Genomic DNA, 12951 nt, shown 5'->3' on the forward strand with positions numbered 1-12951 from the left:
TTATAAGGAGTTATATATTTTATGTATCAGGAAAATGTTGTGCTCTGCGGCGCAAGTGCCTATGAGCAGAAATATTATTTCAATCAGGATTTTGCATCCCTTCCGGAAACGATCAAGCAGGAACTGCAGGTCATGTGTGTATTATATACAGAGGATGTCGGCGGAATCCTGACACTGGAGTTTGATGAGAACGGAAATCTGCAGTTCAAGACAGAAGCGACGGATTCTGATTTCAGATATGACGAAATTGGAAGTGTCCTGAAGATCAAACAGCTTCAGTCAGAGAAGAGAGAGCTCCTGGAATCTCTTGAGATGTACTATCGTGTATTTTTCCTCGGAGAAGATATGGAAGAATCTGTGGAACATGTGGATAACGAGGAGTAAATTATGAAGATGCAGTGGAAAATTGGCCAGGTTGAAATGCAGAATCCATTTATCCTGGCTCCGATGGCAGGCGTGACAGACCTGCCATTCCGTTTGTTATGCAAAGAACAGGGTGCAGGACTTCTGTGTACCGAGATGGTCAGCGCGAAGGCGATTTCTTTCCATAACAAAAATACAATTTCTCTCATGCAGATCGATCCGGCAGAGCATCCGGTTTCCATGCAGATTTTTGGAAGCGAACCGGATCTGATGGCAGAGGTTGCAAAAAGCATTGAGGAGCAGCCGTTTGACATTCTGGACATCAACATGGGATGCCCTGTTCCGAAGGTAGTCAATAATGGCGAAGGTTCCGCACTTCTCAAAAACCCGGATCTGATCCGAGAGATCATGACCAAAGTTTCTCACGCAGTAAAGAAACCGGTCACAGCGAAGATCCGTATTGGATTTGAAGGATATCCTGTTGATCCTGTAGAGATTGCAAAGATCATCGAAGATTCCGGTGCGGCAGCAGTTGCAGTCCATGGAAGGACAAGACAGCAGTACTATGCTGGTGAGGCGGACTGGGATACGATCCACAGGATCAAAGAAGCTGTATCGATCCCTGTCATTGGAAACGGTGATGTGGATTCACCAGAGAAAGCAGAAGCCCTGGTAAAAGAAACAGGCTGCGATGGCATAATGATCGGCCGTGCCGTGAGAGGAAATCCATGGATCTTCCGTGAGATGAACCATTATTTTACAACAGGAGAACTGCTTCCGCGGCCATCCTGGGATGAGATCCGCGAAATGATCCTCCGCCATGCAAGAATGCAGATCGAACTGAAAGGTGAATTCACGGGAATCCGTGAGATGCGTAAGCATATCGCATGGTACACATCAGGGATGAGACACAGTGCCGGACTGAGGCGGGATTCCAATCTGGTGAGCAGCTATGAAGAACTTGAGAAGCTGCTGGATCATGAGCTGGAAAACAGGTAAAAAGAGAAACGGTAAATAACGTCCGAAATCGCCAGGAAATACAACTGTTTTACGCTTGACAAGGCATATGGATTTCGGTATAATACAGGAATTGTGAATATCCTAGAATAAGTCTGCCCTTTTTGAGGTATGATTGTTCTGGGAGTATATATCCAATGAATATCCGTCTATTTTGAAAGGGTGTAAGGATTATGGAAGAAAAGAAGAATTTATTAACATATGCAGGTCTTAAGAAACTGGAAGACGAACTGCACGATTTAAAAGTTGTCAAAAGAAAAGAAGTAGCAGAGAAGATCAAAGAAGCGAGAGAACAGGGTGACCTTTCCGAGAACGCTGAGTACGATGCTGCAAAAGACGAGCAGAGAGATATCGAGGCTCGTATCGAAGAGATCGAGAAGATCCTCAAGAATGCAGAAGTTGTTGTAGAGGATGAAGTTGATCTTGACAGAATCAATGTTGGATGCAAAGTCAAAGTACATGACTATGAATTCGATGAAGATATGGAATTAAAGATCGTTGGTTCTACAGAGGCTAACAGCCTTGAAGGCAAGATCTCCAACGAGTCTCCTGTAGGAAAAGCCCTGATCGGTGCTCATACAGGCGATGTTGTAGAAGTAGAAATGCCAATGGGAATCATGAAATACAAAGTTCTGGAGATCCAGAGAAACATCTAATAACCAAGCAAAAGACAGAAGGAGGCCAAAGAAGTGGCAGAGCAGAAGAAGCAGGATACAAACCAGCTGCTGAAGGTTCGTCGTGAAAAGCTTGCAGACCTGCAGGCAAATGGCAAGGACCCGTTTCAGATCACAAAATTTGACCAGACACATCATTCACTTGAGGTAAAAGAACTCTACGAAGCACATGAGGCAGAGCTCTTAAAGGACCGCGAGACTCCGGATGTGGAAGGTCTTGATGAAGCACAGGCAAGAGAAGTTCTCAAGAAGGACTATGAAGAAAGAAGAGAGATCATGGATGCAAGCCCGATCCATGTAGCTATCGCCGGACGTATGATGTTCAAGCGTGTCATGGGTAAAGCTTCTTTCTGTAATATCCAGGACCTGCAGGGCAATATTCAGGTCTATGTAGCAAGAGATGCGATCGGAGAAGAATCTTATGCAGATTTCAAGAAATCTGATATCGGTGATATCTTCGGACTGGAAGGTTTTGCTTTCAGAACAAGAACTGGTGAGATCTCTATCCACGCAGAGAAAATGACTCTGTTATCCAAGAGTTTACAGATCCTTCCGGAGAAATTCCACGGACTGACAGATACAGATACACGTTATCGTCAGAGATATGTAGACCTTATCATGAATCAGGACAGCAAGAAAGTATTTATCAAACGTTCCCAGATCCTGAAAGAGATCCGTAACTTCCTTGCAGGACGCGACTTCATGGAAGTTGAGACACCAATGCTGGTTTCCAACGCAGGTGGTGCCGCTGCAAGACCGTTTGAGACACATTACAATGCACTGAACGAAGATGTTAAACTTCGTATTTCTCTGGAACTCTACCTCAAGAGACTGATCGTTGGTGGTCTTGAGAGAGTTTATGAGATCGGCCGTGTATTCCGTAACGAGGGTGTTGATACCCGTCACAACCCGGAATTCACTCTGATGGAGCTTTATCAGGCATATACAGATTATGAGGGAATGATGGAACTGACAGAGTCCATGTTCCGTTATCTGGCTGAGAAGGTTTGTGGTTCCACAAAGATTTCCTACAATGGTATCGAGATCGACCTTGGCAAGCCGTTTGAGCGTCTGACCATGAACGATGCGATCAAGAAATATGCAGGAATCGATTTTGACGAAGTAGCAGATGATGAAGCAGCTAAGAAACTTGCTGCTGAGCATCATATTGAATATGAAGAGCGTCATAAGAAAGGTGATATCATCAACCTCTTCTTCGAAGAATACTGTGAGAAAGAGCTGATCCAGCCGACATTCATCATGGATCACCCGATCGAGATTTCTCCGCTGACAAAGAAGAAACCTTCTGATCCTACTAAGGTAGAGCGTTTCGAACTTTTCATCAACACATGGGAAATGTGCAACGCATACTCCGAGCTGAACGACCCGATCGATCAGAGAGAGCGTTTCAAAGCACAGGATGCCCTTGCTGACGCAGGCGATGAGGAAGCAAACCACACAGATGAAGACTTCCTGAACGCACTGGAGATCGGTATGCCGCCTACAGGTGGTATCGGATACGGAATCGACCGCTTGGTTATGCTCCTGACAGACAGCCAGGCAATCAGAGACGTACTTCTGTTCCCGACAATGAAGAGCCTTGACTCTGACAAGAATGCATCCAAAGCAGACGATACTGCAGAGGTAGCAGCGAACGACAGCAACGGATTCTTCACACCAAACGAGAAGATCAACTTCTCCAATGTAAAGGTTGAGCCACTGTTTGAAGAAGATGTTGATTTCGACACATTCAGCAAATCTGACTTCCGTGCAGTGAAGGTTAAAGAGTGTGTTGCAGTTCCGAAGAGCAAAAAGCTCCTTCAGTTCACACTGGACGACGGAACCGGCACAGACCGTACGATCCTTTCAGGAATCCATGCATACTATGAACCGGAAGAACTGGTAGGCAAGACCCTGATCGCGATCACAAATCTGCCGCCACGTAAAATGATGGGAATCGAATCCTGCGGTATGCTGCTCTCAGCAGTAAACAACCTTAAGGATTCAGAGGATGAAGAACTTCATCTGATCATGGTTGATAACCATATCCCGGCTGGTGCGAAGCTGTACTAAGATAAAAGAATATATAGAGGGGCTGGATTGAATTCCAGCCCCTCAGATTCTAGACAAAGTCCATGGCAAATGCTGTGGGCTTGTTTTTTTACTTAAATTGTTCACTCAATATGTTCAAGGGTCGGTGAATTTTTCGTTTAAAAATACGAAATGTATAAGACGTTACAGGAAACTGAAAATGGATTGTGGGCAGAATATATAGCTGACAGATATTATGAGGAAGCTGAAGGCAATCTGGCTGCAGTGAAAGGGAATGGTTGATATGTACAAGATAATGCAGACATTGTTAATGGAGGAAATGAAAGATTATGTTGCTCATCCGGAAACCTAGAAATCACCCCTATCCCACATGTATCGTTTTTTACAATACGAATCCCCAACTAAATGATAAAGTCTAATCAGTAAATGAACTGAGACAGACAAAGGCGTCAACGATAAGATCGTTGACGCCTTCTTTATTTATAGGAGGATGAGACTATGGATAGAATTGAAAATCACCCAATACTTGGAGAGACACCGAAGAGGAAAAAAGTTACATTCAGCTATGATGGAAAATTACTGGAAGGATATGAGGGAGAGCCGATCGCTACAGCGTTGAAGGCGGCGGGGGTTATGGCGCATCGATATACGGCGAAGACACATGAACCGCGAGGTGTGTTCTGTGCGATAGGAAGATGTACAGACTGTGTAATGATCGTAGATGGCAAGCCAAACATCAGAACATGTATCACGCCGCTTGAAGCAGGAATGGTTGTGCAGACACAGTATGGAGTTTCAGCAACACCGCAGGAGTAAAAAATAAACGGATGGGAGATTGGAATTATGAAGATAGAACGATACGACATGATAGTAATTGGTGCTGGTCCGGCTGGTTTATCTGCAGCGATCGAAGCTGCCAAAAAAGGTTTAAAACCAATTGTATTTGATGAAAACGCAAAACCGGGCGGACAGCTTTTTAAACAGATCCACAAGTTCTTCGGTTCAAAAGAACATAAAGCAAAAGTAAGAGGATTCAAGATCGGACAGGAACTTCTTGCTGAGGCTGAGGAATACGGAGTAGAAGTAGTCTTAAATGCGACAGTAGTTGGTTTATATCCGGAGAAAGAAGTAACCGTCAAAGTCGGAGATAAAGTAAAACATTACAAAGGCGATGCAGTCCTTGTTGCAACAGGCGCAAGCGAAAACATGGTAAACTTCGAAGGCTGGACAAAACCTGGTGTCATCGGAGCCGGAGCCGCACAGACAATGATGAACCTTCACCATATCAAACCAGGAAACAGAATTCTGATGCTTGGTTCAGGAAACGTCGGACTTGTTGTAAGTTATCAGCTCATGCAGGCAGGATGCGAAGTCGTTGCACTTGCGGATGCCGCACCGAGAGTCGGTGGATATGGCGTTCATGCCGCAAAAGTAGCAAGATGCGGAGTTCCATTCTATCTTTCCCATACGATCATAAGAGTTGAGGGAGATGACTACGTAACAGGCGTTGTGATCGGACAGGTTGGTCCGGACTGGAAGATCATTCCTGGAACAGAAAAACATTTCGACGTGGATACAGTTTGTCTGGCAGTTGGTTTATCACCAATGTCACAGCTTCTGAAACAGGCTGAGGTCAGGATGAATGATACAAAAGGCGGACACGTTCCGGTATGCGACAAATACGGAGCTACAAGTGTTCCGGGAATCTATGCGGCAGGTGATGTTTCAGGAATTGAAGAAGCAAGTTCCGCTATGATCGAGGGAAGAATGTCTGGCGCATCCATTGCATGTTATCTTGGATACATGACAGAGGAAGAAAGAGATGCAAGGATTGATGAACTGGAAGGTCAGCTTGATACTCTGCGTCAGGGAATGTTTGCACCAAAGAACAGAGGAAAACTCGTTGAAAAAACAGAGGAAGGCATCGACGTTTCCATGAACCTTCTGAACAAAGGATATGTGGCAGATGATGAGATCGAGAGATTTCCAGGCGTGACACATCAGAAAGGGATTCATCCGGTCATCGAGTGTACGCAGAATATTCCATGCAACCCATGTCAGGATGCCTGCAAAAAAGGCTGCATCAGGATCGGAAAAAATATCACATCTCTTCCGGCAATCGATCCGGACAAAAAATGCATCGGCTGTGGAATGTGCGTAGCTTCCTGCTCCGGTCAGTCTATTTTCCTTGTGGAAGAAGATGTAGAAGAAGGATATGGAGAAGTCACAATGCCATATGAATTCCTTCCACTTCCGGAAGTCGGAGACAAAGGCGTGGCACTTGGAAGAAATGGAAAATATGTATGCGAGGCAGAGGTAACAAAAATAAGAACAGCACCAGCATTTGATCATACGTATCTGCTTACGATCAAAGTTCCAAATGATATGGTAATGAAAGCAAGATTCTATAAAAAAGAAGCTTAGGAGGTTAGATCATGGTTGATATTCAGGCAAAATTAAAAAAAATAGGACCTTTTGTGGAAGGACCGGATGATAACCTCCTGGTCTGCAGATGCGAAGAAGTCACAAAAGGACAGATCCGAAAAGCAGTACACGAAGGTATTTTTACATTGGAAGAGATGCGCAGATATCTCCGTTCCGGAATGGGATTATGTCAGGGACAGACCTGCGGAAAATTAGTAAAAGGAATCATTGCAAGTGAGTTAAAAGTATCTCCGGCGGAAGTCGTTCCGGCAAGTTCGCGGGCTCCAATGAGACCAATCGAGATGTGCATACTTGCAGAAGACGGAGGTGACGATGATGAGTAATGTAGCAGATGTTGTAATTATCGGTGGTGGAGTAAATGGATGTGCAGCAGCATATTACCTTGCAAAAAGCGGCATAAAGTCAGTCATTGTATTAGAGGCAACAAACAGTATCGGACATGGCGGTTCATCAAGAAATGGCGGTGGTGTCCGTCAGTCAGGAAGAGATGTAAGAGAACTTCCATATGCGATGTATGGAATCCAGAATCTGTGGCCGACATTGTCAGAAGAACTCGGAGTAGATACAGAGTATACCCAGAAAGGAAATCTCAGAATGGGAAAAACTCCGGAGCATATGAAAAAACTGGAAGCTCTTGCAAACTCCGCAAAATCTGTAGGTCTTGATGTAAGAATGGTCGATCAGAAAGAAGTAAAAGAAATCTGCCCATATCTTTCTGACGATGTGATCGGTGCAAGCTGGTGTCCGACAGACGGACATGCAAACCCGCTTACAACCACTCTCGGATACTATAAAAGAGCACTTGAACTGGGCGTAAAATTCTACACAGAAGCACCGGTAAAAAGCCTGCAGAAGATAAAAGGAAAAGTAAGAAAAGTAATCCTGAACGATGGAACTGTATTTGAAGGTGAGACGATCATCCTTGTTGCGGGATATGAAAGCAGGGCGATCGCAAGAACAGTCGGAGTCGATGTTCCAATGACACGACTGATCGACGAATGTCTTGTAACAGAAATGCAGCCACATATGATCGATGTAATGTTTGGATGCGCGTCGGCAGATTTTTACGGACATCAGACAAAACATGGATCCTTTGTGTTTGGTTCAGACTCAGGCTGGGAGACAGTCGACGAGATGGTAGACCCGTCTACAAATATCGCAGACCCATCCAGAATGATCACAAACTCAATGACACTTTCAGCAAGCTGTCGAGCGATCCAGGGTTACATTCCGGCACTGCGTGATGCCAAGATCGTAAGAAGCTGGTGCGGATGGCTGGATGAAGCTTTCGATGGAGTACCATTTTTGAGCCCTGTAGAGGAGGCACCTGGACTGATTCTTGCATGTGGATTTACAGGACATGGATTCGGAACTGCACCTGCAGTCGGACTCATGTTAAGCCAGATGGTAAGAGGCGAAAAAACAGTCGTAGATATCAGCGCACTTCGCTATGACAGATTTAAGCCTTGCAGATAAAGATGCTGTATCGTTTTTTACAATACAATCAACAGGATTAAGGTATACAATCATAAAAAAATAATTGAGAAACTTTTTTAGTAATATGGACTACGAAAATAAAATATGTTACTATATGTGCGTGACAAGGGCGTCAACAGTGAATCTGTTGGCGCCTTTTTTCATTGGTGATGATTCTCCGACATGCATATGTAGACATAGAATGGAGGAGAAAAAATGAGTGCAAAGATTGATTTTTTATATTTAAGTGAGCCGGATATGATCAAAGCCGGTGTCAAGGACATGGGAAAATGTGTGGAAGTCATGGAAGACATGATGGTCACACTCAAAAAAGGTGACTACGTAATGGGTGGTGAAAACCACAACTCACACGGATGTATGGTTACTTTCCCGGACAATCCGGAATTCGAAGGAATGCCGAAAAATGGTGAAGACAGACGTTTCATGGCAATGCCGGCATATCTGGGAGGCAATTTCCAGATGGCAGGTATGAAATGGTATGGTTCAAACACCGAAAACAAGAAAAAAGGTCTTCCACGTTCCATCCTTATGATGATGCTCAACGACAAAGATACAGGAGAACCGCTTGCACTGATGTCGGCGAACCTTCTGAGTGCATACAGAACAGGTGCGATTCCAGGAGTCGGAGCTAAATATCTTGCAAGAAAAGATTCCAAAGTTGTAACGATCGTAGGACCGGGCGTCATGGGAAAAACATCACTGGCAGCATTCATAAGTGTCTGCCCGAAGATCGACACTGTAAAGATCAAAGGCCGTGGTCAAAGATCCATTGATTCCTTTGTTGAATATGTGAAGAAAGAGTTTCCACAGATCAAAACGATCACAGTCTGTGAGACAATGGAAGAAGCCATCAGGGACAGCGATATCATCAGCACAACTACCTGTGTTGGAGATAAAGAGATCTTATTCCCGTATATTGATGAAAAATGGATCAAGGAAGGTGCTCTTGTGTGTATGCCGTCAGCAGCCAGATTTGATGAGAGTTTTTACCTTGATAAAAATACGAAGCTGGTTGTAGATAACTATAAACTGTACGAAGCATGGGCTGAAGAGTATCCATATCCAAGCTATGACCCGGTACAGATCGTAGGATGTAAGTTCATGGATCTTCTGCATGATAAAAAAATCACCAGAGATGAAATAATAGATGTTGCGGATGTTATAACTGGAAAGCTTGCAGGAAGAGAAAATGACAAACAGAGGATCATCTATTCCGTTGGAGGCATGCCTGTAGAAGACATTGCCTGGGGTGAAACTGTCTACAAGAGAGCACTGGAACTTGGAATAGGCGTAAAACTTCATCTGTGGGACGAACCTGAACTTCACTAGTTATAACTCTCTTTAAAAAAGGAGATTAACTATGAGAAGAGATACTACGATCATTAATCCACGTCAGTTATACATAGAATTAGGAGTCGATGAACTCAAGAAGCTGAACTGTCCACAGCTTGGAATTTCTCATTTTTATGAATTTTCACTTGGACAGGGAAAAACACATGAGCTGAAAGCAGTCCCGGATGGAAGTATTGATCTGCTTTTCAATATAGGAAGTGACAAGGTTACGACCTATATAAGTGGAACGGTATTTAGTGTAAAAGACTGGAACTTGGGAGATGCGGATCTGTGTTTCGGCGTCAGATTTCAGCCGGGACAGGGAATTCTTCCGAAGGACCTGACGATGGACATGCTTGTAAATAACGATGTGGAAATTGATGGTAATATCTTTGGGGAAAACCTTACGGAAAAGATCGCACTTGCCGACAACATTGTTGACAGAAGCAGGATCTTCAAAGAGGCTTATGAAACCCTTGTCTATGGAAGACCTGATCTTTCAGATAAGGAAAAGATCAATGAGTATCTGGTAAGCAGGATCACCCGTGCAAAAGGCTGTGTGAGTATGAATGAGCTTGTAGATGAGACGAATTATTCAGCATGTTATCTCAGGAGAGTATTCAAGAATTATCATAGTATATCTCCAAAACAGTTTGCACAGTATATAAGATTTCAGATTCTTCTGGAAAAGTTAAAAACCGGAAATATGCGTTATGATGAGCTTGCACTTGAGTGCGGATATTATGACGAGGCGCATATGATGAAGGGATTTAAGAATTATGCAGGTATAACGATTGAGCAGTATAGAAAATTGCAGGAAATTACAGGGAGGAACCGTATATGAGTGGAATAGTAAAGATTGAAGTGATCACCGGAATGTCAAAACTCACAGATCTGATCCAGAATCTCAGCAAGGTTGGTGTAAGAGGTGCAACTGTCATGCAGGTGCTTGGATGTGGAATTGAGATGGGAACTCCGGAATACGAGGTTGAGCGCAATGAAGTGATGGAACTGCTTCCGAAACAGCAGATCAATATCGTAGTGGAAGCGGAGAAAGTAGATAAGATCGTTGATATCATCAAAAAGGAACTCTACACAGGGCATATCGGCGATGGCAAGATCTTCATATATGATATCGACAATGTGATCAGAGTCCGTACAGGAGATGAGGGCGTCAAAGCTCTTTAAACACAAGAGGAGTTGCTTATGAATGAAAAAAAATTAGGTCTGGGGAACGTAGTCTCTATTTCAGTCGGACTTGTTGTGGCGACCAGCTGTCTGGTATCACTTGGAAATGGTGCCGGTACACTTGGAGTAACGTTTATACTTGCGATGGCAATTGCCATGCTGCTTAATATGACTACGGTTGCATCATTGTCAGAACTCAATGCACTTATGCCAAACACGACAGGTGGACTTGCACAGTACACACTTGCGGCACTTGGTCCTTTTCCGACACTGATATCGATGGTTGGCGGCTACATAATCTGTAATACAATGTCCTGTGGAGTAGAAGCGTCAATCTTTTCCTTTTCACTGGCAGATGTAGTGGGAGGTCATATTCCGAGTTTTGTATACACACTCATTATGACGGTGATCATTCTGCTGGCGAATCTTCGCGGCGTGGATATGTTTGCGAAGATCCAGGATATTGTTGCATTTCTGCTGGTAGGTTCCCTGGTTGCGATGGGATTTATCGGAATGATCGGAATGGGTACAGGCGTAAAAGTACAGCAGCCTTATGTGCTCAATGCAGATTTTAAAGATATTGCGGCTATGACAGCAGTTGCATTCTGGCTGTTTATCGGAGCAGAGTATGCAATTCCGATCTCAAAAGAAGTAAAAAATGCAAAGAGAAATGTACCGCTTGGTATGATGATCGGTCTGTTTCTGATTTTTATCATGCAGTCAGTCATGGTACTTGGCTTCCACAATTATGTAGACTGGGGCGAGCTTGCTGATTCAGCAGCACCGCATCTTCTTTATGGATATGCGGTACTTGGCGAGGTCGGAAAAGTCTGGATGATGCTGGTAGGTGCGCTTGCGGTAATAAGTACACAGAACTCCACGGTTAACTCACTTGCTGTGATCTGTCAGGGAATGGCAAAGATGAATATGATGCCGAAGATCTTTTCAAAGACAAACAAACATAATGTTCCGTGGTTTGGACAGGTGTTTGTAAGTGCGGCAATCCTTATATTCGGATATTTGAGCGACAGTTCCGCGGATATGATCTCCTTCCTTATTCTGGCAGGTTCTGTATTCTGGATGATCTCGTACATACTTGCACATGTGGATGTGCTGGTTTTCAGAAAACGTCTTCCAAATGCACCGAGAAATTTCAAAGTGCCATGCGGTGCCCTGTTTCCGGTAATAGGAATCGTCGGAACCGCATATATGGTCCTCAACATCTCCAGTGATCCACATGAACGTCTGATGATCTGGCTTCTGACAGGTGGCTGCTTTATCGTACTTGGAATTTACTCAGCTGTATGGATCAAATTCAAGATGAAAATGAAAGTGTTCAAGAGTATTCCACTCGAAAAAGTTATGGCGATGGAAAACGATCTTTACTATTACGTCCGGAAAAGCAAAGGAATATGGAAATAAACAGCAAAGCCCTTCTGAGCTAAACTTCAGAAGGGCTTAATTATTGTCACAGATTAAATGATAAACCGTTCAACCCGGTCCATCGTAGTTTTGAGAATGGAGAGATCGGTCTGGATATCGCCGGTCTCCAGGGAATGATTGGCGTTTTTGGTGAGAAAAAGTGGTACTTCTTTCTGCTCTGCCAAAGTCTGGATCGCAGCAGTTTCAGCCCACGGATCGGCAGTGCCGTGGAAGGCGATGCTTCCCTGGAGCGGGAAGGAGAAGGTGTCTGCCAATGGCGTAAACAGGATATTTTTTACGTTTAAATTATATTGGGCTGCATAAGCAGAAGAGATAGCAGTACCAATGCTTTTGGAAATAAAGAGGATGCTGCCGTAAGAGGTCCAGTCGATATCGCGCAGGGATTCTTCTGTCTGTGCGAGGGCGAGATCAAAAGCCTGCCGCATTTTGACAGAGTCTCCTTTGATATTTTCCGGGAGGGTGCCATAGGAGACGGTCTGGATCTGGTATCCATGTTTTCTGGCAAGGCGGCTTGTGTAGTACAGGAGTGGTTTGTCAGCAGTATATCCGATGCCCGGAAAAATAACTGCCAGCTTCGGAGCAGTTTTATCTGCAGCAGCGAGGTGACCGGAAACTTTGGCGTACAGCATCTGCTGGCGGATATTTTCCTGCAGGTCCTTTAAGGTAGTGGAGATATTGCAGGAATCGGATGGGAGGTAATCGTAGTCTGTAATGATATTATTTTCTTCCATGGAATAAACGATATGCGACGCACCCATGAGTTCAATATCGTCTTCGATATCTGAGAGTAATTCTTCGTATGTTTTCATTTGAATCAGTTCCTTTTTTATGAATATGTGGGTAAAAACAAAATAATTATTACATGTTTTAGCAAATGTGGCAATACTCTGGCACTTTTTATTTGTTTCGTATATACTGGAAATATCAGTAAATATGGGAT

13 protein-coding genes are annotated in these 12951 nt (G+C 44.0%); 12 read left to right on the plus strand and 1 reads right to left on the minus strand.

Going from position 1 to position 12951, the window contains the following annotated elements; all coding sequences use genetic code 11:
- The first annotated feature begins 21 nt into the window (after positions 1-21).
- The 12 genes from WMO75_RS04050 (at position 22) to WMO75_RS04105 (ending at position 11990) form a co-directional block, all read left to right on the plus strand.
- A complete protein-coding gene (locus WMO75_RS04050) occupies positions 22-384 on the plus strand; it encodes a DUF6145 family protein (protein WP_022215321.1) in 363 nt (120 codons plus the stop codon).
- Between the two features lie 9 nt (positions 385-393).
- Complete coding sequence (gene dusB, locus WMO75_RS04055) at positions 394-1362, plus strand: tRNA dihydrouridine synthase DusB (RefSeq protein WP_349077675.1); 969 nt, start codon at positions 394-396, stop codon at positions 1360-1362.
- 191 nt (positions 1363-1553) lie between these two features.
- Positions 1554-2036: a transcription elongation factor GreA gene (gene greA / locus WMO75_RS04060; protein ID WP_022215319.1), complete on the plus strand. Its 483-nt coding sequence runs from the start codon at positions 1554-1556 to the stop codon at positions 2034-2036.
- A 33-nt stretch (positions 2037-2069) separates the two neighbouring features.
- Complete coding sequence (gene lysS / locus WMO75_RS04065; RefSeq protein ID WP_173905895.1) at positions 2070-4127, plus strand: lysine--tRNA ligase; 2058 nt, start codon at positions 2070-2072, stop codon at positions 4125-4127.
- A gap of 477 nt (positions 4128-4604) precedes the next feature.
- Positions 4605-4922 carry a (2Fe-2S)-binding protein gene (locus WMO75_RS04070; RefSeq protein ID WP_022214636.1) on the plus strand — a complete coding sequence of 106 codons (318 nt, stop codon included), beginning with the start codon at positions 4605-4607 and terminating at the stop codon, positions 4920-4922.
- A 27-nt stretch (positions 4923-4949) separates the two neighbouring features.
- Positions 4950-6530: an FAD-dependent oxidoreductase gene (locus WMO75_RS04075; protein WP_179978688.1), complete on the plus strand. Its 1581-nt coding sequence runs from the start codon at positions 4950-4952 to the stop codon at positions 6528-6530.
- Positions 6531-6541: 11 nt separating this feature from the next.
- Entirely contained in the window at positions 6542-6874 is a 333-nt protein-coding gene (locus WMO75_RS04080) for a (2Fe-2S)-binding protein (protein ID WP_303223316.1), read from the plus strand.
- Positions 6864-8027 (plus strand): NAD(P)/FAD-dependent oxidoreductase, encoded by a 1164-nt coding sequence (locus WMO75_RS04085; RefSeq protein WP_330417654.1) that lies wholly within the window; start codon positions 6864-6866, stop codon positions 8025-8027. The genes WMO75_RS04080 and WMO75_RS04085 overlap by 11 nt, the downstream gene beginning before the upstream one ends.
- Before the next feature lie 216 nt (positions 8028-8243).
- Positions 8244-9377: an ornithine cyclodeaminase family protein gene (locus WMO75_RS04090; protein ID WP_022214640.1), complete on the plus strand. Its 1134-nt coding sequence runs from the start codon at positions 8244-8246 to the stop codon at positions 9375-9377.
- Between the two features lie 31 nt (positions 9378-9408).
- Positions 9409-10224, plus strand: a complete 816-nt coding sequence (locus WMO75_RS04095) for a helix-turn-helix domain-containing protein (protein WP_022214641.1) — start codon at positions 9409-9411, stop codon at positions 10222-10224.
- Positions 10221-10568, plus strand: a complete 348-nt coding sequence (locus tag WMO75_RS04100) for a P-II family nitrogen regulator (RefSeq protein ID WP_118252699.1) — start codon at positions 10221-10223, stop codon at positions 10566-10568. Before WMO75_RS04095 ends, WMO75_RS04100 begins: the two co-directional genes overlap by 4 nt.
- 18 nt (positions 10569-10586) lie before the next feature.
- The gene (locus tag WMO75_RS04105) at positions 10587-11990 is read left to right on the plus strand and encodes an APC family permease (RefSeq protein WP_022214643.1); all 1404 of its coding nucleotides are present in this window, start codon (positions 10587-10589) and stop codon (positions 11988-11990) included.
- Positions 11991-12043: 53 nt separating this feature from the next.
- On the opposite strand, the gene WMO75_RS04110 is transcribed toward WMO75_RS04105, so the two are convergent.
- Positions 12044-12820 carry an alpha/beta hydrolase gene (locus WMO75_RS04110; protein ID WP_022214644.1) on the minus strand — a complete coding sequence of 259 codons (777 nt, stop codon included), beginning with the start codon at positions 12818-12820 and terminating at the stop codon, positions 12044-12046.
- Positions 12821-12951 lie beyond the last annotated feature (131 nt).

This window comes from Blautia intestinihominis (assembly GCF_040096655.1).
GTDB classification, from domain to species: Bacteria; Bacillota; Clostridia; order Lachnospirales; family Lachnospiraceae; genus Blautia_A; species Blautia_A intestinihominis.

Bases quoted from the DNA above. Each gene is read 5' to 3' on its own strand.
- WMO75_RS04050 (WP_022215321.1), top strand. From the start codon at position 22: ATGTATCAGGAAAATGTTGTGCTCTGCGGCGCAAGTGCCTATGAGCAG.
- dusB (WP_349077675.1), top strand. From the start codon at position 394: ATGCAGTGGAAAATTGGCCAGGTTGAAATGCAGAATCCATTTATCCTG.
- greA (WP_022215319.1), top strand. From the start codon at position 1,554: ATGGAAGAAAAGAAGAATTTATTAACATATGCAGGTCTTAAGAAACTG.
- WMO75_RS04070 (WP_022214636.1), top strand. From the start codon at position 4,605: ATGGATAGAATTGAAAATCACCCAATACTTGGAGAGACACCGAAGAGG.
- WMO75_RS04075 (WP_179978688.1), top strand. From the start codon at position 4,950: ATGAAGATAGAACGATACGACATGATAGTAATTGGTGCTGGTCCGGCT.
- WMO75_RS04080 (WP_303223316.1), top strand. From the start codon at position 6,542: ATGGTTGATATTCAGGCAAAATTAAAAAAAATAGGACCTTTTGTGGAA.
- WMO75_RS04085 (WP_330417654.1), top strand. From the start codon at position 6,864: ATGATGAGTAATGTAGCAGATGTTGTAATTATCGGTGGTGGAGTAAAT.
- WMO75_RS04090 (WP_022214640.1), top strand. From the start codon at position 8,244: ATGAGTGCAAAGATTGATTTTTTATATTTAAGTGAGCCGGATATGATC.
- WMO75_RS04095 (WP_022214641.1), top strand. From the start codon at position 9,409: ATGAGAAGAGATACTACGATCATTAATCCACGTCAGTTATACATAGAA.
- WMO75_RS04100 (WP_118252699.1), top strand. From the start codon at position 10,221: ATGAGTGGAATAGTAAAGATTGAAGTGATCACCGGAATGTCAAAACTC.
- WMO75_RS04105 (WP_022214643.1), top strand. From the start codon at position 10,587: ATGAATGAAAAAAAATTAGGTCTGGGGAACGTAGTCTCTATTTCAGTC.
- WMO75_RS04110 (WP_022214644.1), bottom strand. From the start codon at position 12,820: ATGAAAACATACGAAGAATTACTCTCAGATATCGAAGACGATATTGAA.